This is a genomic window from Massilia antarctica (assembly GCF_015689335.1).
Classification (GTDB): domain Bacteria; phylum Pseudomonadota; class Gammaproteobacteria; order Burkholderiales; family Burkholderiaceae_D; genus Telluria_A; species Telluria_A antarctica.
Genome location: NZ_CP065053.1, coordinates 1,592,068 through 1,611,968 on the forward strand (window position 1 = coordinate 1,592,068; position 19,901 = coordinate 1,611,968).

A 19,901-nucleotide genomic window follows, 5' to 3' on the forward strand; every position below is an offset into this window, starting at 1 on the left:
TCCTTAAAAGAAAAATAGCCCCGGCCGAAGCCGGAGCTGAAAAAAGAGGACGGACAGCCAGCCATCCTCTTGTGGGGTCACCCGGTTTATTGGGTAAGCAGGCTCACCTTGTCGACGACGAAGGAAGTTTGCAAGGACGAGTCTTCACGCATGGCGAAGGACAGGGTCACGGTCTGGCCTTTGTACGGCAGCAGGTTGAAGGTACGGATCTGGTAACCGGAAGCCTTGTTCAGGTTGGTGTAGGTTGCCAGGGTGCCGAGCACGGTGCCGGCCGAATTCTTGACCGTGACAACCAGCTTGTCGTAGGCCACGTTTTCGGTTTCCGCGGTATCGATGTGCAGCGCGAAGCTGAGCGAGGCCGAGGTGGCGGCGGCCGGAATCGCGACCGATTGGGTCAGGGTTTCGGTCGCGGTGGTGCCATTGCCGCCCAGCCATGCGAAGCGTGCGCCTTCATAGGCCGACTGGCCGCTGAAGCTACCGATGGCGCCGGTGGTGCCGCCCCAGCCGGTGGTGCTGGACTCGAAGCCGCCGTTGACGATGCGCTCGGTGGTGCCGCCGCCGCCGCCGCCCACCGTCAGGGTGGCGCCGGAGCTGGTGGCGGTGGTCGGGCTGGTGGCCGAATCAGTCACCTTGACCGTGAACACGGCGCCACTGTCGGCGGTTTGCGCGGTCAGGCTGTAGGTGGCCGAGGTGGCGCCGGCAATGTTGGCGCCGTTACGCATCCACTGGTACTTGTACGGCGCGGTGCCGCCGGTGGCGGTGACCGAGAACGTCGCGGTCGAGCCGGCCGCCACGGTGACGCTCGAAGGCTGCGAGCTGATCGAGACGCCGCCGCCCGGTGGCGGGGTTTCGTCGACGTCGGCACCGACGTTGATCGCCGCGTAAGCACGGGTCACGGCAATGACTTCCTTGCTGTTCGCGCCATACAGTTCCGCGGCCGAGGCGATCACCTTGGCGCGCGCATCGGCGTAGTTGGTCGAGGCGGTGAACTTGGTGGTGTTGGCCTTGAACCAGATGCGGAACGCCTTGTCGCTGCCGATACCGGTCATCGCTGCCGGGCTCTTGACCAGATACTGGCTGTAGTAGTTCGACGACGAGGACGCGTTCGAGCCTTGCGACAGGAAGTAGAACATGCGGTTGTTCGGGCCGCTGCTGTAGTGGACGTCGAGGTTGCCGATCGAGCTGGTCCAGGCGTTCGGGCTCGAACCGTCCAGGCTAGGCTTGTACAGATAGCGCAGCGGGTTGCCCGATTTGGCGATTTCCTTGCCGGTCGCCCAGTCGTTGCCGGTGTTTGGAATGACGGTGCCGGTGCCGCCAGCGCGGGCATAGGCTTCCACCATTTCACCGGTGATGTCCGAGTTCGACTCGTTCAAGCCGCCCGATTCGCCGCTGTAGGTCAGGTCGGAGGTGGCGTTGGTCACGCCGTGGCCCATTTCGTGGCCGATCACGTCGATCGCGCCCAGGCTGTAGAAGCCGCTGCCGCCGTCGCCGATGAACATGCACTTGCAACCGTCGCTGTAGTAAGCGTTGTCATAGTTGGTGTTGACGTGGGCGGCGATGTAGGTCGCGGTATTGTTGCCGTCCAGGGATTGCCATCCGAGCACGTTCTTGAGCGTGTCGTAGGTATTCATCAAGCCCCACATCGCGTTCACGGCCGCGGTCTGGCCGTTGGCGTTGGTGGTGCTGCCGCCGTTGTACTGCAGGCCGTCGCCCCAGTCGTTGGTGGTGTTGGTGTAGACCGAGCCGGCGCTGGTGCCGTGGTTGGCGTTGGTGATGGCCATCATGCCGTAGGTGCCGCCGGTGCCGCGCGATGGATCCTTCATCGAGTACGTGGTGCCCGACAGGGTCGTGTTCAGCGGAATGGTGCCGTTGTACTGGCTCTTGCCGGTGCCGGCCACGCTCTGCAGCGCGCGCCATTGCTTGATCACGCTGCCGTCGGCGGCGCTGATGACGGTGTCATAGAACACCGGCTTGCTGCCTTCAAGCATGCGCGTCTTGACCAGGTAGGCCAGCGCGTAGTCGCTCACTTCCTCGACCAGGTCGGTGGCATTGAGCTGGGCTTCGGACTTGTTCAGGGCGCCCGGAGCGCGCTTGGTGGTGACGATCGGGTAGATGATCAGTTCGGCGCTCGGCGGAGTCTGGTGCACGCCGTTGGGCGACACTTTCTTGATGACCAGGTCGATCGCGGCGGCGTTCTGGATCTGCGGCACCACGGTGAAACCGGCGGTGCGCGCGCGCAGGCTGGCGTTGCCGCTACCCTGGCCCAGGCCCGAACGGCGGTCGGAAATCGATTCGCTGACAATCTCGCCGGCATCGTTGGTCACCACCACCGATTCCGACTGGAATACGCGCACGCCTTTGTAGGTGTGGGCGGCGCGGGTGATGCGGGTGCCGATCACGCCAGGGTGCTGCGCGGTAATGGAGAAACCGTGGTCAGCATCAAGGCCGTGGGTGGCGCGGGTGGCGGCCAGCTTGGCGATCAGGGCCTGGCCCTGTTGCGGCGACTGCAGCGCAGTCGGCCCGGCCATGATCGGAGCGCTGGCGAGCGCCTGGCCAACCATCATCAAAGGAAGTGCAGCAATCGACGCAGCAAGCAATGTTTTGCGGAAGTTCATTATTTCTCCATTGGTAGTTCAGTGATTGAATGAGATAACTGCTGGCCACGTGTGCTGTGGCGGCCACCCGAGCGCGCCGATAAGTTGGTCCGGTGAACGCGAGAGAATCCACACTATTCCTGTTTCTTAATCCAAGTCAAAAAAATGGGTGATTTGGTCGTATGCACACCAAATGTTCAGTTTTAGACATTCTTTCCCAGAAACTGAACGGTACTCCGTGCAATTGTCTAAAGAATGTTTTGTTGACTTAGATCAATCTGAGGCATTTTTCCCACATCCGAGCGAATTAGACGGCGTACTCTAAGAGGTGCGGAAATGTAACAATTCGCACTGTCAACAGCTTCAATTCGATTGCGTTTTACTGGAGATGCGGTCTACACTCGTTCTCAGTTGCCGGGAAAAACTCTCAGGGGACATGGATTAAAGCGCACGGGGCACACTCCGGATAAAGCGCAATCAGTTAACGGGAAAATCATGACGTCACCTTTCACCTTCGCATGGGCATGTTTGTCTCCTCCCCCGGTGCTGTTGCCCAAGCCCGATCTCCAGGGACCTCAATCGACCTGAACAATTTACCGATGGCGCACGCGCAGCAGGAAATGGCAGGCAGTAGTGCCCAGTAGGAAAGTCCAAGAGAACCCATTCACGGTAACAAAGCGGCCAACACGCACCGCCGACAGGGCTTGGTCCCGAGTACGTCGCGCGGCTGGATGGGCGGCGGCTACCCTATGTGAGGACCGGAGAGAGATGCTTTCGATCGCGACCAAAGTAGAGCAAATAGTGTCGGAATCGGCGTTCCTGACGGAAGGGATATCGCTCGGGCTGATCAATCTGTCCGAGCTGGCGCGCCAGTTGCGGCCCCAGCTCGAATCGGATCTATGGAAGCCGGTGGGGCAGGCGGCGGTGGTGATGGCGCTGCGCCGGCTGTCCGAGCGGCTGCCGCAGGCGGCGCCCTCGCCGCCGATCGTGCTCTCGCCGCGCACCAGCGAACTGACCACGCGCACCGAACTGACCCTGGTGACTTACCGGCTGTCGGATAACAGCAACGAATGCCAGCGCGAACTGCTGCACCTGGCCGAGCGCCACCCGGGCAGTTTCGTCTCCGTCACGCGCGGGGTGCACGAAATGCTGGTGGTGTGCAGCCGGCCCCTGATCCACCTGGTGGAATCGGCCTTCGCCAGCGAGCGCCATATTGCTCGGGTGGAAAACCTGACCGCGCTGACCCTGCGCCTCAATCCCGACGCCCTGAAAACACCCGGCATCTATCATGGGGTGCTGAAAAAATTGGCGTGGAACAAGATCAACGTCGTCACCATGATGTGCACGTTTTCCGAGCTGACCGTATTGCTGGAACAGCCGCAGACCGGGCCGGCGTTTTCGGTGCTGTCGCAGATCGTGTCGCACTGAGCGGCCGCTCAGCGCATCAAGATACCGCGCTTTCCAGCAGGGTCAGCGTCTGGCGCGCCGTGTCGAGCCGGGCCATCACGCCGAGCGGCAGGGTGAACTGGTGGCGGATGTGGCCGAACGAATAGCCGCTCACCGCCGGCACCACCAGCGGTTTCAGGTGCAGATCCAGGGTCTCGTCCAGGGTGAGCGAGGGCTCTTCATCGTCCGGCACGCAATGCTCGCAGATGCCGATCATCAGCGCCGCCGCATTGCCCAGCCCCACGGCCAGGTCCAGCTGGGTCAGAGCGCGGTCGATCCGGTAGGGCGCTTCATTCACCTCTTCCAGGAACAGGATCGCTTTGCGGAAGTCCGCCGCATAGGGCGTGCCCGCCAGCGCACTGACCAGGCTCAGGTTGCCGCCGATGAGCGGGCCGGTGGCTTGCCCGCTGGTCACCGTGCGCAAGGCGAAATGCGGTTCCAGCAGGGCGCGCCGGCTGTTTTCCAGCGCCATTGGAATGGTGTAGCTTTCCTGCGGGTGCATCAGCACCGCCAGCATGTGCTCGGTCGAATAATCGGACACGCCCGACGAGGCCACCGGGCCGTGGAAGGTCACCAGCCGCGCCTGCTTCAAGATGGCCAGCTGTAGCGCGCTGATGTCGGAGTAGCCCAGCAGGATGGTGGGATTGGCACGGATCAGCGCGTAGTCGAGGTGGGCCAGCAGGGAGATGCAGCCCGAGCCGCCCCGGATGCACCAGATCGCCCTGACCTCGGGGTCGGCGAACATGCTGTGCAAGTCGTCGACCCGCTGCTGCACGGCGCCCGCATAGCCGCCATGCACGGCGCGCAGATTGGCCCCCAGCCGCGCCTGGAAGCCGAGCGCTTCGATGCGCGCCACGGCATAGGCAATGCCCTCGTCGCTGGTGCGCCCGCCGGGGGCGATCAGGCCGACCACGTCGCCGGCGCGCAGGCGCGGCGGTTTGATCAGGGTGCGTGGCATGGGGCGTGGCGCATGGTGGGCTCCGGCTGGCAGCATGACGGCCGCCGCCAGGGTGGCGAAGGCGCGCCGGCTGATCTTGTCGCTACTGGACATGGCTGCTTTCGAGAAAGCGACCCGCTGCCGGGCCGCCCGCCTGCTCAATCAAAGGAACTTGTAATTGGCCATCAGGGTCAGCGAACGCCCGCGCGGATCGGCCACGCGCGGTTCCCATGAACTGCCGGCCCCGGTGTTGCCGTCGTAGGTGATCGCAAATGGCGGGTCCTTGTCGAACAGGTTCTTGATCCCGGCCGTGAGGCTCAGGTTTTTCACGCCAGTGTAGCTCAGGCTGGCATGAAAGATGGAATACGGGTCGACCTTGGCGTTGTAGTTGGACGGCACGATGCGCCCGCTGGCCACACCCGGCAGCACCTGGTCGGTGTAGCCGCTGCGATACACGTTCTGGAACATGGCGCTCCAGTCGCCCCTGGCGAAGGTGACGTAGGCGGTGTGCTTCCACTTCAGGCCCAGGTCGCCCGTGAAACTGAACACGCCGACTTCATCCTTGCTGTAGGGCGCGCTTTCCAGGGGCTTGCTCTTTTTCTTGAGCAGGTAGGAACCATCGATCCCGGCCGCCCAGTTGCCCGCCCACAGCTTACCATTGGTACGGGCGCCGATTTCGATGCCGCGCGTAATCGCCGCGCCTGTGTTAAGCCAGCGCCGGTCGATCACGGCCAGCTTACCGTCGGCATCGCGCCGGAATTGTTCCTTGAACAGTTCGTAGTTGGCCAGCATCATCGGCAGCTCGACTTCCTTGATAGTGTCGAAGCGCCGCACTTCCCAGATATCCATGTTTGCCGAGAACTGCGCGGAGGGCTCGAACACCATCCCGACCGTCCCCTGTTTCGAGGTTTCCGGCCCCAGCTTGGGCTTGCCGCCGGTGAAGACGATCGGCGTGATCGATTCGCAGCCGGGCTTGGTGGTGTCGACCTTGCCGCTGGCGCACTTGCCGGGATCAGCCAGGTCCTTGCCGGCGTAGGTCGATTCGGTGATGCCGTTGAATAACTGGTTGAACGAGGGTGCGCGGAAACCTTCGTTATAGGAACCGCGAAACAGCCATTGCGTGGTCGGCTGGTAACGGAACGAGACCTTGGGGTTGAGCGTGTTGCCGAAGCCCGAATAATGATCCTGGCGCGCCGCCACCGTCACGTCCAGTTCCTTGGTGACCGGCACCAGCACCTCGGCGTAGAAGGCGCGGATGTCGCGGCTCACTTGCGGCAGGACATTGACGTCGTCGAAAGGGGCGTTGAGGATGGCGCGCCGCTCGGCGAGCTTGCGCAGGTCGCCATTGAATTTGTATGCTTCCTTGCGGATATCGGTGCCCACGGCGGCCATGATGGGGCCGGCCGGCAGGGCAAGCACCTCGCCCGACAAGGAGGCATCGAAAGCCGTCAGGGTGGTCTTGCCGCCGTACAGCACCACGCCGGCAGCCGAGGTGCTGCGGATCAGGTCGAGCGCCTGCTGCGACTGCTTCTCGCCCGCTTTCAGGAAGGGGTTGATCAGGCCAGTGCCGAGCGCGGCCGCCAGCGGGGCGGTGTAGTTATAGCCATTGCCCAGGGTCGATTCGGATTCGCTGGTGGCGCGCGTCAGGCCGACCTTGTAGTCATATTTTCCGAGCTGGCCGTCGGCGCCCAGTTGCAGGCGGCCGGCTTTGCTCACCGTGGCGATGTCGCGGTCGCCGCAATCCATGCAGCGCCAGCGGTAGGCGATCGGCAAGCCACGGTTGGCCTCGATCGATGGAAATTCGGCCACCAGCGCATTGAACACCTCGTTATACGCCGCGCCCGTGCTCGGATAGAAGGAGCTGGCCGGGAAGGTGGCCGCGCCCGGCGAGACCTGGTTGGGCGAGAAGCGCTTGGCGACTTCGGTCTTGGCGCCCACCAGCTCGGCGAAAAATTCGTGTCCGCCAAGGCGCATGGTGGCGCGCGTGACGAAGTTGCTGTTTTTTACGGGCTGCTGGAGCACGGCCGCGCGCCCGGTATCCCAGGCGCAACCGAGGCCGCCCGAGGGCGTATCCCACAGTTTCTCGTCGTAGGCACCCATGCCATCGACGGAACTACAGCCGGCGCCGCCCGGCAAGTCCAGCAGGCTGACCCCGGAATACGCTTGCGTGGTGCCGCGCCGCACCGGTCCGGTATTGCTGCCGCGGCTGAAGATCGTGTTGCCCAGGCTGGTAGCGAACACATTGGCGAAGGGCGCGCCGCGCGTGTCGACCGAGACGCCACGGTCGGGCTGGAAGGTGTTCACAAAATCGCGCTGGTTCCCGTTCAGTGCCTTGTTTTCGCCCGTGGAGAGGGCGAACAACACGTTGAAGCCCTGTTCCTGCAGGTCGCCGACACCGCCCGTGACCTGGTAACGGGCGATGTTGCCGCCGCCCGCTTCGGTGACATCGGTAAATGCCTGCGCTTCCAGGCCCTTGTAGTTTTTCTTGAGGATAAAGTTGATCACGCCGCCGATGGCGTCGGTGCCGTAAATGGCCGAGGCGCCATCTTTCAGCACTTCAACCCGCTCGACCGCCGCGAAGGGAATCGAATTGAGGTCGACCGCCGATCCTTTCATGCCGTGGGTCGCCACCCTCCGCCCGTTGAGCAGCACCAGGGTGCTGTCGGCGCCCTGGCCGCGCAGGTTGGCCGAGGAAGCGCCATTGTTGCCGCGCTGCGAGCCCGACGTGACGTCGGCATTGCTGGCGAGATTATCCGACCCGTTGCCGTTGATGTTCAAGGTAGCGATCAGTTGCTCGGCATTGACGATGCCCTGGGCTTCGATCTGCTTGCGCGAAATCACTTCCACCGGCAGGGCGCCCTCCTTGGCGATGCGCTTGATGCTGCTGCCGGTGATTTCCACGCGCGCCATCGGCTCCCCGGGCGCCTGCGCCACGGCTTGGCCGGTCACGCACATCAGGGCAATCAGTTGCGCCAGCGTCTTTAACTCCACGGTTTCTCCTTGGTTTTTCTTGGCAAGACCTTATCAATCGAACGAGCGTACGCGTAACTTGGCAAGCCAGCTAATGAACTCCTGAGGCAACTATAACTTCAGGGCATGGCTGGCGGCGGTATGTATCCTGGATTAAGGTGCCATTTTACCGGCGCGCTCGCGCTGTTCAGGATCGATATCGAGGTAGCGCCACGTGGTCAATTCAACCGGATGACGTTTGTAGTTTTTTAGCCACGGATGCTGCAGGTCGGCCGACAGCGGGTGGGTCAGCGGCACCCATGGGTTGTAGGCGTGAATCAACTGATTCATTTCGCCATACAGTTTCTGGCGCGCGGGCGAGTCGCCCAGCTGGCGCGCCTGCTCGTAGCGTTCGTTATAAGCCGGCAAGTTGAAGCGCGCATAGTTGGCGCGGCCACGGTTGGGGCCGTACAGCAACTGGTAAAAATTATCGCCGTCCGGGAAATCGGCGATCCAGTTGCTCTCGAACATTTGCACCTTGCCCAGGCGCGAAGCCTTGATGATCTCGGTCTTCTTGTCGGTCCGAAATACCACGCGCAAGCCGATGGCATTCAGGTTCTTGCGCCACAGCTCGTCGCGCAGGCGCCCGCCCACGGTCGCCTCGCTGTGCATGGTCAGGGTCAGCGGCTTGCCGTCCGGCGCGCGCCGGAACCCGTCCGGGTCGCGCTGGCGGTAGCCGAAACGCTCGAGCAGCGCTTGCGCCAGCGCCTTGTTGTACGGCACCGGGGTGCGGTAGGCGGGGTCGTAGCCGAGCACGTTCGGCGGCAGCGGCGACTCTGCGCGCAGGGCGAAACCTTTCTTGAGCAAGCCGATATCTTCCGCGCTGTCATAGCTGAGCGCAATCGCCCGGCGCAGGGCCACCTTGTCCTTGCCGTAGCCGCCCAGCAGCGGGTCTTCGATGTTCATCCACATATAATATGTTTGCAGCACCGGGAAACGGTTCAGCGCGATGCCGCGTGCCGCCAGCTCCGGCTTGAGCTGGCCGTTGCGGATCACCATGTCGGTCAAGGATTCCGGCACTTGCTCCAGGTAATCGTATTCGCCTCCCAAAAAGCCTAGCATGCGGCCCTGGAATTCCTCGGCGATGCGCACCTCGACCCGGTCCAGCAGGGGCAGGGGCTGGCCTTGCCGGGTGATGCCCCAGTCGTGGTTGGCCAGCAGCACGATCTTGTCGCTGCGCTTCCACTCGCCCAGGCGGAACGGGCCGCTGCCGACCGGATGGTTGCCGGCCTGGCCCGGATAAGCGGCGATCACCTCAGGCGCCACCGCGCCCGAGGCCGGCAGCGCCAGGTAGAACAGGAAATTCTTGTCCGGCGCGGCCAGGGTGATGCGCAGGGTGTGGCGATCGGGCGCCTGCAGGCCGGCAATCTCGGTGGCCTGGCTGAATGCGCCCTTGAGCGCGGCGTCGCCCTTGAGCTTACCGTCGAAAAGGAATAGCCAGGGCGATTTGAGGGCTGGGTCGTACAGGCGCTTGAGGCTGTAAACATAATCGGCCGCCGTCACCTCGCGCCGCTCGCCCTTGAATGCCGGGTCGGCGCCGAACAGCATGCCGGGACGCAGGCGGAAGGTGTACACCAGCCCATCGGCGCTCACATCGGGCAGCGCGGCGGCAGCGTTGGCGCGCAGGGCCAGCGGACGGGCATCGTAATCGTAGCGCAGCAACGGGTCGAACAGGTTTTCCAGCAAGCTCAGGGTGGCAATGTCGGACGCCACCGCCGGGTCGAGCCCGGTTTCGCTGGTGGACAGGAAGGTGTGCAGGACTTTCTCGTTCGCACAGGCGGGGGCGGCGAGCAGCAGGGCGGCCGCGCTGGCGGCAAGAAGGCGGCGAATCGTCATGGCAAGTCCTCGTGGTCCGATGCGTATGATAGGCCACCTCGATGCTTGCCGGCTTTTTACCTAGCCGGGCTGCATGGTTTCCTTAATTCGGGGTAACCTGCGCCTATACTCTCGCTGCAACATCCGCCCATCAACGCGAAACGAATACGATATGGCATTAAATTACATCTGGTCCGGGTTCTTCCTGGTCGGCTTCCTGGCGGCGCTGGCGCAGTGGATTTTCCTCGGCGATACCGAGATCTTCAAGAAAATCGTCGACGGCACCTTCGAGTCGGCCAAGATGGGCGTGATGGATATTGCCCTGCCCTTGGCCGGCGTGATGACCTTGTGGCTCGGCATCATGAACATCGGCGAAAAAGCCGGCGCCATCGGCTGGCTGGCCAAGGTGATTTCGCCGTTTTTCTCGCGCATCTTTCCGGAAGTACCGAAAGACCACCCGGCCACCGGCCACATGGTGATGAATTTTTCCGCCAACCTGCTCGGACTCGATAACGCCGCTACCCCGTTCGGCCTGAAGGCCATGGAAAGCTTGCAGACGCTCAACCCTGACAAGGAAACGGCCAGCAATGCCCAGATCATGTTCCTGGTGCTGCACACTTCCGGACTCACGCTCATTCCCCTGGCCATCATGGCCCAGCGCGCCATTCTCGGCGCCAAGGACCCGTCCGACATCTTCATTCCCTGCATGATCGCCACCTACGTGGCTACCTTGACCGGCATCATCGTGGTGTCGATCAAGCAGCGCATCAACCTGCTCAACCGGGTCGTGCTCGGCTGGCTGGGTGGAATGACGGCCGCCATCTGCTCCCTGGTCTTCTTTTTCACCACCTACCTGACCAAGCCGGAAATCGAACTGGTGTCGCGCGTGGCGAGCAACCTGATCCTGTTCTCGATCATCATCGTCTTCATCCTCGGCGCCATGCGCAAGCAGGTCAATGTGTACGAAGCCTTCATCGAAGGCGCCAAAGGCGGCATCCAGACCTCGCTGACCATCATTCCCTACTTGGTGGGGATGCTGGTGGCGATCAGCGTGATCCGCAATTCGGGTGTGCTCGGCTTTGTCGTGCGCGGGCTGGAGTGGGTGTTCGTCAACCTCGGCATGCGCACCGAATTCACGCCGGCGCTGCCGACCGCGCTGATGAAGCCGCTTTCCGGCAGCGGGTCGAAGGCGATGATGATCGATGCCATGACCACCTACGGCGTCGATTCCTTCGTCGGGCGCCTGGCCTGCATTTTCCAGGGCTCGGCCGACACCACCTTTTACATCGTGGCGCTGTACTTCGGTTCGGTGGGCATCCGCAAGACGCGCTATGCGATTTCGGCCGGCCTGATCGCCGACTTCGCCGGCATCGTCGCCGCCATCTTCGTCGCTTACCTGTTCTTCGCTTGATCATGACAATCGCCATGCTGCGCCCGCTTGCCCTCGCCATCCTGCTGGCTTTTACCCAAGCCGCCAGCGCCCAGTTGCCGGCGCCGGTCAGCCAGTTGCTGTTTGATGTCAACATTCCCGAAGATGCCATGAGCGCGCTGGTGCTGCGCGGCGACACGGCACTGCTGTCGCACCTGGCCGAGCGTCCGCTCAATCCCGCCTCGACCATGAAAGTGCTGACCACGATGGTCGCGCTCGACCAGCTGGGACCGGCGTTTCGCGGACGCACCGAACTGCGCAGCGCGGCCAGCATGAGCGGCGACGTGCTGCGCGGCGACATGGTGCTGCGCGGCGGGGCTGATGCCGACTTCAGCGGCGACGTGCTCGAACGCATGCTGCAATCCTTGCGCAACCAGGGCATCCGCAAGATCGATGGGCGCCTGGTGCTGGATCGCCAGTTGTTCAACCCGGCGCGGCCCGACATCGGCGCGCCGCAGTTCGACGAATCGCCGGAGGCTTACACCAACGTGATTCCCGACGCGCTGATGGTCAACAAGAACATGCTCGAACTCGACCTGCGCTCGACTGGCGGCAAGGTGGAGGCGGTCGCCTGGCCGGCACTCGACGGCGTGACGATCAGCTCGGCCATGACCCTGGTCGACGCCGACTGCGGCAGCTGGGCCAATGGCTGGAAGCAGCCGGACGTGCAGCGCGACCGGCTGGGCAAGATCACAGTACTGCTCAAGGGCAGCTTTCCGAAATTCTGCGCCAAGTCTTACCGGGTCAACGTGCTCGACCGGCAGGATTACCTTGACCGCCTGTTTCGCGCCACCTGGAAACGCCTGGGCGGCGTGCTGGCGGGCGACACTATCGAAGCGGCCAGCCCGCCGGCCACGCGCCTGCTGGCCGAGCATGTGTCGCGCGCCTTGCCCGACATCGTGCGCGACTACAACAAGAGTTCCGACAACACCCTGGCGCGCACCGTGTTCCTGACCCTGGGCAGCCTGGAAGCCGATCCGGTGGTGGGCAGCCGCGCGCTGGCCGTCATCCCGGGCGAGACCACCGCGGCGCGCGCCGAGCGGACCGTGCGCGACTGGATGCGCGCGCACGCCATCGACGATACCGGACTGGTGCTGGAAAACGGATCGGGCCTCTCGCGCATCGAGCGCATCAGTGCGATGCAGATGGGCGGCGTACTGCAAGCGGGGCTGCGCAGCAACTGGTCGCCGGAATTTCTGAGCAGCCTGCCGATTGCGGCGGTGGACGGCACCCTGCGCAAGCGGCTCGGCGACAGCCCGGCGGCCCAGCGCGCGCGCCTGAAAACCGGCACCTTGCGCAATGTGGTGGCGGTGGCCGGCTATGTGCGCGATGCAAGCGGGCAGCAATGCGTGGTGGTGGCCATGATCAACAGCGAGCTGATTGGAAACGGCAAGGGCCGCGCCGTGCTCGATGCGCTGGTCGATTGGGTGGCGCGTTCGGGTGTGGCGCCGGTACAGCTACCCTGATCGCCCGCCGCGCCGGTCAGTGAACAGTTTGCGCGAATGCTGATCGTTGATGCCTTCCAGAAGGACTTCGATCACGAAGCGGTCTTCCAAGGTTTTAAGGATTGGTCGCGCCTTATGCCACGTCCGTCCCCTCGTCGAGGATCCGCAGGAAGGCCTCATAGGCATACACCCGGCCGCGCCGTTTGCCGGTGACCTCGCGTATCACCTGCAATTTTTCCAGTCCAGCCATCGCGTTGTTGACGGTCGGCATGCTCAACCCGGTACGTTCGCACACCCGAGCTGCGCTGACGGAACCGGTGGCAAGGGAGGCGGCACATAGGCTTGTACTCTCTCGTCAAATGCCATGGTGGTGATGTAGCGGCCGAGTCGGCTGGCATGAAGAGCGTTCATTGGAGCAGCTCCTCAATAGTGGTCGCCCCTAATTAGGTTGGCCTGAATAGGGTATTTTTTTGTTTAAATTCTACGAGAATTTTTAATTAATGACGGAAAAAGGCGTGGAACCGCTCCTGCGCTGCTCCGAAAGAAAGGTACGGTGGATGCCTGTGGGCCGGCCAAACATAGAACCAAAGTTCTTAGGATGCAGCCGTTTTCCCAAGTGCAAGCACACTGAAAATTTCGTAGTGAAGAAATGACCCGACTTCGGCTCCCACGACGCCGACAAGGACGTGTCGAAAGCCCAGGGCGGCTTCGAGCCTAAGCTGATGACAGAAGTACCTGTCACTCCCGACGCGCCTGCGCTACGCAGCCGCCACTCCCTTGGGAGTATCTCATCTTATGCACATCATGTAGGCAAACGCTGCCCTCGCGGCAGTCCATGAATTCACAAGCGGAAATTGGAATTTCGATGCTGAAATAGAGTAATTTTTTTGCTGCGATATGATATTTTTTCGGGAACTTTATTTCTAGGCAAATTGTCTATTGCTGAGTCAGTAACATTTGGAGACTCAGTGAACGTTGCGCCAATACGAATTGAAGTGATCGAGGCCCGCCGCACGCGCAAAGCCGGTGCGATCGTGCTTGCGCGCCCGGTTCCCATGAAAGTTGCTGCAGGCTGCGGCGTTGCCGTCGTGCTGGCACTCGGGCTGCTGCTCGGTTTTGCCGAGTACAGCAGCAAGGTGCGTGTGACCGGCCAACTGGTCTACGCGGGCGGCGCCATCAAGGTTGTCGTCCCTCAGTTCGGCCGGATCACGACGTGCCACGTCCAAGAGGGAGATACGGTCAAAGCCGGCCAGGTGCTGTTCGACCTCTCTGCCGAGCGGGTGGGGGAATCAGGCTCTATCGATGCACGTATTGGCGCCTCGCTCGCCGTGCGGCGCGAGCAGATCATCCAGCGTCGGGACGCCACGCTCCAGCAGCTGACGCTGCGCGCCGCCGCCCTGGCCGATCAGCAGCGCCTGGTCAAGGCCGAGCTGGCGACACATCTCGGCGCCATCGCCATCCAGGATGAGCTGGTCAAAAGTGCGCAGACCTCTTTCGATCGATACGACAAGCTCGCTCAACAGGACTTCGTAGCGCCCGCTCTGCTGGCGCAGTACAAGAACGCCCTGAATGTCGAGCTGGCGAAGCGCAATTCCCTCACGATTCAACTGAGCAGCGCACGCGGCACTTTGCTCCAGGTGCAGAATGAAGCCGAGTCACTTGGCACGCGTGAAAGGATCGCTGTTACCGAAGCTGAACAGAGCCTGGCAATGGTAGAGCAGGACGCGGCCGAGCACGACGGCCGCAGCACGCTGCGCGTCACGGCGCCGGCAGCGGGCACCGTGACGGCATTGGGCTATGCCGTGGGGCAGTCGGTCCAGGCGGGGGCGGTACTGGCCACCGTGCTTCCGGAGGGCAGTGTGCTTGAGGCGAAGCTGCTGATCCCCTCGCAGGCGAAATCGTCGGTGGCCGTGGGCCAGCAGGTGCAATTGCGAATCGATGCATTCCCGTATCAGAAATACGGTGTGGTAGCCGGTACGGTGAAGCAGGTGGAACTGAATCCAATCAATGACAGCGCACGGGCGCCGGATGCCCCGAATAGCCATGACACCCCAATGTACCGGGCGACCGTGGCAATGTCGACAAACTCCCTGGTGATGTACGGCAAGCCAAAGCAATTTGAGCCCGGCCTGACGCTCGAAGCCGATATCTTCCACGATCGTAGAAAACTAATTGAGTGGCTCATCGACCCGCTCGTCAGCGTCGCACGGGATCGAACCCCAGCGAGGTGAAGACCAGGATGGCGAAGATTGGCGCCGCGAGCATCACAAACGCCACAACACCGTGTCAGCGCGGGGCACGGATTTAAACCAATGATGGGAGAGTGTATGCAAGTGCTGGACAAGGAAGTGTTGCGTCAACTGGTTGGTGGGTCCGAACCTGACGGCGGCCAGCCCGGCGGTGAGGGTGGTGGCGGTCTGCCTGGGTCGGGCGGTGACGGTGGCGGGAGTGGCTTCGTCTACGACATTATGGCGGTCGGTATCGAAGGTGGTGCGGACGCTGTCGTAGAAATCAAGGGTGTGTCCTTGGTGCTGGAACAGCAGGCGCCACCGATTCAAGTTCACCAGCCGGGCGAAGCGCCTTGGGAAGGCGGGGCTTACCTTGGCGCTTGGGTTGAGCCAGGGCCGCTGAGTTTCGATCACCAAGCATTCGATACTGCGCTCATCGGTGCCGCTGCACGAGTAGCAGGAGCCGCAACGGCAGCAATCGTCACAGGTGCACTCGAAGGAATGGGCGTTGGTGCCGCCGCCGGCCCAGGTGGCGCAGTTGCTGGCATCGTCATCGGGGCCTTCGTCGGAGCTGGGACATACTATTTGCTCCAGCGCGATCACCCTACAGGCCACTTTGAAGGGCCAGGTTCTTATCCGCGCCAGATCCCAATCATGGGGCCTGCGCCTGCTGAAACGCAGATCGTGGCTCACCCCGTGTATGGGAATGACCGCGTAATGCAGATGGCCGCCTAATCCAGCAATTGCAGCCGCGATGCACATTGCGGCTGCTTCCAGGAGCCCGTAATGATAGGTTATCAAAAAAGTACCGACGAACTACCCGACCAACCGCCACCGCCTTTCACCTTGTCTGCTGTCGAGCGGGATCATAGTCTGTGGCGCTACTTCTGGCCCTTTCTCACAGGCCGCATGTTTGCATGGGTCATTTGTCTTCTTGCGGTAGGGGCACTGGCAGTGTCGGGGGCTGTGCTGCTTTGGGCCTCCGATCCCCGTGTCTTGCCTTGGGCGCTTGTAGGCGCCATGAGCGGTGGCTTGTGGATGGGACCATACCGCTTCCTTCCTGAAAAGTTGACCATCACGACGCGCCGTGATCCGACCCCCTTAATTCGGGAGGTCGCCGAGCGCATGCTCGAAGATTTTAACTATATCGTCGATAACGAAAAATCCAGCGAAGCGCATGTTCATTTTCGGCATCGGCACAGCGTGAAAAATGAGTGGATTTTTTGGTCTGAACAGGATGTGGATTTATGGCGATACAGCGACAACAGGATCGAACTGCGTGGCCCCCGGCACATTCTTGCGGCGGTGCGCGAGCATTTGCGCGGCAATCTCTGGAAGCTCAGGAACTGATATGAGCTACTCTTCCTTTCGCGGCGGGCACTTGCCGCTGATCCTCCAGACGGAGGTAGCCGAGTGTGGCCTGTCGTGCCTGGCCATGGTCGCCTCATACCTGGGCTTGCGTACCGATTTGGCCACCTTGCGAGGGCGGTTTGCCGTGTCCCTCAATGGGACCAGTATGCTGACCTTGACCGAGTACGCGGACCGGCTGCGCCTGTCCAGCCGGGCGCTGTCGTTGAGCCTGGACGAATTGCGCGATCTTAAAACCCCGGCCATCCTGCATTGGGGATTAAATCATTTCGTAGTGTTGCGCCGTGCCACGGCCAAGAAAGTGGTGATACACGACCCGGCCGTTGGCGTGCGTCATCTATCGTACGCAGAAATTAGCCGCGAATTCACCGGGAACGCACTCGAACTGGAGCGCGCTACTGAATTCAGCCCCGTCGATGAGCGGCGCAAAGTATCGGTGAAAGCGTTGATTGGCAAGCTCGATGGCTGGTGGCGATCGTTCAGTCTATTGTTCGCCATTGCGCTCGGGCTGGAACTCCTGACGCTGGCCGCACCCAGGTTCAACCAATTTATGATTGATGACGTACTGATGTCGAACGACGCCAGCCTGCGCAATGTGCTGATGCTCGGGCTGGCCCTGCTTATCCTGATGCAGAGCGCGCTCTCGTACATGCGGAGCACCACCATCCTGTACCTCACAACGCACCTGAACCTGCAATGGGTCAGCGATGTCTTCGGACGGATGGTGCGCCTGCCCATGCACTGGTTCGAGAAACGCCAGCTCGGTGACGTCATGTCGCGCTTCGGTTCGGTCGGCCCAATCCAGGACTTGTTGACCACGCGCGCCATCAGCGCCGTCCTCGACGGAATTATGGCAACCTTGACGATGGGCATGATGATCCTCTACAGCCCCCTTCTGGCAGGCGTGGTCGGCCTGACCGTCGCCCTCTATGCCATCCTGAGAGCGCTGTTCTACCGCCCACTGCGCGATGCCAACCTGGAAGGCTTGGCGCTCGCAGCCAAGGAACAGACCTGTCTCATGGAAACCATCCGAGCGATAGGCCCGATCAAGCTGTTCGGGCGAGAACTCGACCGCCGCGCCCATTGGCTTTCGATGAAGACCGACACGGTCAACCGTCATGTGCGTACGCAGGTGATGGGCCTGTGGTTCAGCAACATCAACACCACGATCGGCGCCCTTTCTGCGGCTCTGGTTCTATGGCTCGGCGCCGGTCTGGTGATGAAAGGCGAGTTCACGGTGGGTATGCTGATCGCCCTGACGGTCTACAGCGGCATGTTCACGGCGCGCATGAGCGCCCTGATCAATGTGTTCGTCGACTACAAGATGCTGTCTTTGCATTGCGAACGCCTGGCCGATATTGTTCTGGAGCCCGGAGAAAACGACGTGGAGCATGCGCAGGATGTCGATCAGCTAATTCCCAAACTGGAGCTGGTCAATGTCTGCTACCGCTATGGCGACAATGAGCCGTGGGTGCTGCGCAGCATCAACTTAACCATTGAACCAGGGGAGTCGGTAGCGATCGTGGGTGCCTCCGGCTGCGGCAAAACAACGCTGATCAAGCTGCTGATGGGAAGCCTGCAGCCAACCTATGGGGAGATTCGCTATGGGGGCATCCCGATCCCCCAGCTCGGAGTTCGCGGCTATCGCCGTGCGCTGGCGGCTGTCATGCAGGACGATGTGTTGCTGTCCGGTTCGCTCAAGGAAAACATCTGCTTCCACGCTGAGCGGCCCGACATGGCGCACATCAAACACTGCGCACAACTTGCGCGGGTCGACGCCGATATCGAGCGCATGCAGATGCACTATGAAACCATCATCGCGGATATGGGGAGTAGTCTGTCCGGCGGCCAAAAGCAGCGAGTACTGCTGGCACGGGCGCTGTATAAGCGGCCCAAGATCCTGGTGATGGACGAGGCGACCAGTGCGCTCGATGTCCTACTGGAGCGTGAGGTCAACGCCGCCATCGCGGCTCTCGACATGACGCGCATCATCGTGGCGCATCGGCCAGAAACCATTGCATCCGCACGCCGCATGATCGCGTTACAGGATGGCGCGATTGTCTTTGATGGGCCGATTTCGACTACGCCGCCACCAGACGCGTCGGCTGAGCCTAAGGCCGAGCTGGCTAGCGCCTAAAAACGAGCAAGGCCGGGTTCTCCCGGCCTTGTTTGCTTATTGTTCTAGTCTGGGACTTCTTCCAATAGCCTGTCACAACCCTGCCATTTCTCATCACCAATCCTTCGGCCGTTGCATCATGAGCATCTGCAGCGGCATCGGCACAAGCAATGTAGACTTGCATGGTTTGGTCGGTGGCGTTGATATGAAATTCACCTTCGCCGACCGGGCAAGTTTGTCCCATCCACCAACCTGAAGAGCTCCGATGTTCTACGAAATTGTGACGATCCCGATCAAACCCGATACCCATGCCGCTTTCGAAGCCGCCATCGCCGAGGCAGTCCCCCTGTTCCAGCGATCGCGCGGCTGCCGCTCGCTGCGGCTGGAGCGCTCGGTAGAAAACCCCGACACCTACAAAGTGGTGATCGCCTGGGAAACACTGGAAGACCACACCGTGCATTTCACGGCCAGCGAGGAAATCCAACAATTTCGCAAGCTGGCGGGCGGATTCGTGGCCGGGCCGACCCACATGGAACATGTGCGCACAGTCCTGACCGGGTTCTGAAGCCGGCGCGACAGAGGGTTCAGTGCTCGCTGCCGGCGTAGATCCACATCGGCGCGGTACGGCCCGCGCGGGTAAAACCGAGCGATTCATAAAAGGCGATGGCCTCGCCGTCGGCCGTCAGCATTTGCTGGTGAAAGCCGGCGTAGCGCGCGCACATCGCTTGCATCATCAGGCGCCCGATACCCTTGCGCTGGTGCCCTGGGTCGACCAGGAAATGCGGGTAATACACCACCAGATGGCCGTCCGAGATGGCGTTGCCGATGCCGACCAGCACGCCATTTTCACGCGCCGTGACCAGGCTGTGCGAGTTGCGCAGCGCGGCCATCAGCTGCTCGGGCTTGTCGGCGGAAGACCACGCGTTGGCGCGGTACAGGGCAATGACTTCGGCGTCGCCGATCTGGTCGTCCAGGCTGATGTTCATGGGCAGGAGGCGGCGTGCGCCGCGCATTAAGAATGCCTTATCGTAACAGGCAAACGGCGCCGGCGTGCACGCGCTGCGGCTGGACAGCGTGTCCGCCGCTACCGCCGAGCCGGCCCCGGCTAGCTATCTTTACGGCACATGCACTGAAACAATGTCGAAAGCGTAGGCTGTGCCTTCGTCGTAGACACGAACAGCCAAGGCCAAATCGCTAGCCCCTTCTTCAACAGTGTACAGATCGATCAGGGCATCCCAATACCCGATCATCCATTGGCATGCCGAGGTTTGCCATGTCTCTTCTGGCAAGCTGACCAATTTCGCCCCATAGCGCCGTATGTTGTCGGCAATTCGGATCGCATCTTTTTCCGAAAGTGAACGAATGCCTTCTACACGTCGCACCGCATCGACATCGCCCTCTTTCAATCCCTCCACTACGGCGGCAAAGACAGGGCGCCACGCAGTCGGGATCGGGCCTTGATTGTGCTCATCTTTTAAAACAGGAACAATATCGCTCATTTTTACTTCCCATTA

At 61.8% G+C, this 19,901-nt stretch carries 15 protein-coding genes; 8 read left to right on the top strand and 7 right to left on the bottom strand.

Annotated elements, in window-relative coordinates:
• Nucleotides 1–86 precede the first annotated feature (86 nt).
• Nucleotides 87–2,615 (bottom strand): M4 family metallopeptidase, encoded by a 2,529-nt coding sequence (locus IV454_RS07170; RefSeq protein ID WP_206090902.1) that lies wholly within the window; start codon nt 2,613–2,615, stop codon nt 87–89.
• A 747-nt stretch (nt 2,616–3,362) separates the two neighbouring features.
• Here IV454_RS07170 and IV454_RS07175 point away from each other — a divergent pair.
• A complete protein-coding gene (locus IV454_RS07175) occupies nt 3,363–4,022 on the top strand; it encodes a hypothetical protein (protein WP_206090903.1) in 660 nt (219 codons plus the stop codon).
• Nucleotides 4,023–4,038: 16 nt separating this feature from the next.
• Here the strand turns inward: IV454_RS07175 and IV454_RS07180 are convergent, their stop codons facing one another.
• From IV454_RS07180 to IV454_RS07190, 3 genes are all read right to left on the bottom strand, one after another.
• Nucleotides 4,039–5,091: a S66 peptidase family protein gene (locus IV454_RS07180; protein ID WP_206090904.1), complete on the bottom strand. Its 1,053-nt coding sequence runs from the start codon at nt 5,089–5,091 to the stop codon at nt 4,039–4,041.
• 48 nt (nt 5,092–5,139) lie between these two features.
• Nucleotides 5,140–7,968, bottom strand: coding sequence for a TonB-dependent receptor domain-containing protein (locus tag IV454_RS07185; protein WP_206090905.1), 2,829 nt, complete (start codon nt 7,966–7,968; stop codon nt 5,140–5,142).
• 132 nt (nt 7,969–8,100) lie between these two features.
• Nucleotides 8,101–9,822 carry an ABC transporter substrate-binding protein gene (locus IV454_RS07190; protein WP_206090906.1) on the bottom strand — a complete coding sequence of 574 codons (1,722 nt, stop codon included), beginning with the start codon at nt 9,820–9,822 and terminating at the stop codon, nt 8,101–8,103.
• A 151-nt stretch (nt 9,823–9,973) separates the two neighbouring features.
• Between IV454_RS07190 and IV454_RS07195 the strand changes: the two genes are divergently transcribed.
• Nucleotides 9,974–11,212 (top strand): spore maturation protein, encoded by a 1,239-nt coding sequence (locus tag IV454_RS07195; protein ID WP_206090907.1) that lies wholly within the window; start codon nt 9,974–9,976, stop codon nt 11,210–11,212.
• Nucleotides 11,213–11,226: 14 nt separating this feature from the next.
• Nucleotides 11,227–12,696, top strand: a complete 1,470-nt coding sequence (gene dacB, locus IV454_RS07200) for a D-alanyl-D-alanine carboxypeptidase/D-alanyl-D-alanine endopeptidase (protein WP_206090908.1) — start codon at nt 11,227–11,229, stop codon at nt 12,694–12,696.
• Between the two features lie 112 nt (nt 12,697–12,808).
• Here dacB and IV454_RS07205 read toward each other — a convergent pair whose 3' ends face one another.
• On the bottom strand, nt 12,809–12,946 hold the full coding sequence (locus tag IV454_RS07205) for a hypothetical protein (protein WP_206090909.1): 138 nt from the start codon (nt 12,944–12,946) through the stop codon (nt 12,809–12,811).
• A gap of 697 nt (nt 12,947–13,643) precedes the next feature.
• On the opposite strand from IV454_RS07205, the gene IV454_RS07210 reads away from it, so the two are divergent.
• From IV454_RS07210 to IV454_RS07230, 5 genes are all read left to right on the top strand, one after another.
• Nucleotides 13,644–14,906 (top strand): HlyD family secretion protein, encoded by a 1,263-nt coding sequence (locus IV454_RS07210; protein WP_206090910.1) that lies wholly within the window; start codon nt 13,644–13,646, stop codon nt 14,904–14,906.
• A 96-nt stretch (nt 14,907–15,002) separates the two neighbouring features.
• Nucleotides 15,003–15,638, top strand: a complete 636-nt coding sequence (locus IV454_RS07215; RefSeq protein WP_206090911.1) for a hypothetical protein — start codon at nt 15,003–15,005, stop codon at nt 15,636–15,638.
• A 51-nt stretch (nt 15,639–15,689) separates the two neighbouring features.
• Nucleotides 15,690–16,253, top strand: a complete 564-nt coding sequence (locus IV454_RS07220; RefSeq protein WP_206090912.1) for a hypothetical protein — start codon at nt 15,690–15,692, stop codon at nt 16,251–16,253.
• A gap of 1 nt (nt 16,254) precedes the next feature.
• The gene (locus IV454_RS07225) at nt 16,255–18,408 is read left to right on the top strand and encodes a peptidase domain-containing ABC transporter (RefSeq protein ID WP_206090913.1); all 2,154 of its coding nucleotides are present in this window, start codon (nt 16,255–16,257) and stop codon (nt 18,406–18,408) included.
• Between the two features lie 244 nt (nt 18,409–18,652).
• Nucleotides 18,653–18,952 (top strand): antibiotic biosynthesis monooxygenase family protein, encoded by a 300-nt coding sequence (locus IV454_RS07230; RefSeq protein WP_206090914.1) that lies wholly within the window; start codon nt 18,653–18,655, stop codon nt 18,950–18,952.
• A 19-nt stretch (nt 18,953–18,971) separates the two neighbouring features.
• Here IV454_RS07230 and IV454_RS07235 read toward each other — a convergent pair whose 3' ends face one another.
• On the bottom strand, nt 18,972–19,400 hold the full coding sequence (locus IV454_RS07235) for a GNAT family N-acetyltransferase (RefSeq protein WP_206090915.1): 429 nt from the start codon (nt 19,398–19,400) through the stop codon (nt 18,972–18,974).
• Nucleotides 19,401–19,502: 102 nt separating this feature from the next.
• Nucleotides 19,503–19,886, bottom strand: coding sequence for a DUF7668 domain-containing protein (locus IV454_RS07240; protein WP_206090916.1), 384 nt, complete (start codon nt 19,884–19,886; stop codon nt 19,503–19,505).
• Nucleotides 19,887–19,901: the final 15 nt, after the last annotated feature.

What these genes read in the sequence shown, in the direction of transcription:
- IV454_RS07230 (WP_206090914.1), top strand. Translation starts at nt 18,653, where the DNA reads ATGTTCTACGAAATTGTGACGATCCCGATCAAACCCGATACCCATGCC.
- IV454_RS07205 (WP_206090909.1), bottom strand. Translation starts at nt 12,946, where the DNA reads ATGCCGACCGTCAACAACGCGATGGCTGGACTGGAAAAATTGCAGGTG.
- IV454_RS07195 (WP_206090907.1), top strand. Translation starts at nt 9,974, where the DNA reads ATGGCATTAAATTACATCTGGTCCGGGTTCTTCCTGGTCGGCTTCCTG.
- IV454_RS07240 (WP_206090916.1), bottom strand. Translation starts at nt 19,886, where the DNA reads ATGAGCGATATTGTTCCTGTTTTAAAAGATGAGCACAATCAAGGCCCG.
- IV454_RS07235 (WP_206090915.1), bottom strand. Translation starts at nt 19,400, where the DNA reads ATGCGCGGCGCACGCCGCCTCCTGCCCATGAACATCAGCCTGGACGAC.
- IV454_RS07225 (WP_206090913.1), top strand. Translation starts at nt 16,255, where the DNA reads ATGAGCTACTCTTCCTTTCGCGGCGGGCACTTGCCGCTGATCCTCCAG.
- IV454_RS07215 (WP_206090911.1), top strand. Translation starts at nt 15,003, where the DNA reads ATGCAAGTGCTGGACAAGGAAGTGTTGCGTCAACTGGTTGGTGGGTCC.
- IV454_RS07170 (WP_206090902.1), bottom strand. Translation starts at nt 2,615, where the DNA reads ATGAACTTCCGCAAAACATTGCTTGCTGCGTCGATTGCTGCACTTCCT.
- IV454_RS07190 (WP_206090906.1), bottom strand. Translation starts at nt 9,822, where the DNA reads ATGACGATTCGCCGCCTTCTTGCCGCCAGCGCGGCCGCCCTGCTGCTC.
- IV454_RS07175 (WP_206090903.1), top strand. Translation starts at nt 3,363, where the DNA reads ATGCTTTCGATCGCGACCAAAGTAGAGCAAATAGTGTCGGAATCGGCG.
- dacB (WP_206090908.1), top strand. Translation starts at nt 11,227, where the DNA reads ATGCTGCGCCCGCTTGCCCTCGCCATCCTGCTGGCTTTTACCCAAGCC.
- IV454_RS07220 (WP_206090912.1), top strand. Translation starts at nt 15,690, where the DNA reads ATGATAGGTTATCAAAAAAGTACCGACGAACTACCCGACCAACCGCCA.
- IV454_RS07180 (WP_206090904.1), bottom strand. Translation starts at nt 5,091, where the DNA reads ATGTCCAGTAGCGACAAGATCAGCCGGCGCGCCTTCGCCACCCTGGCG.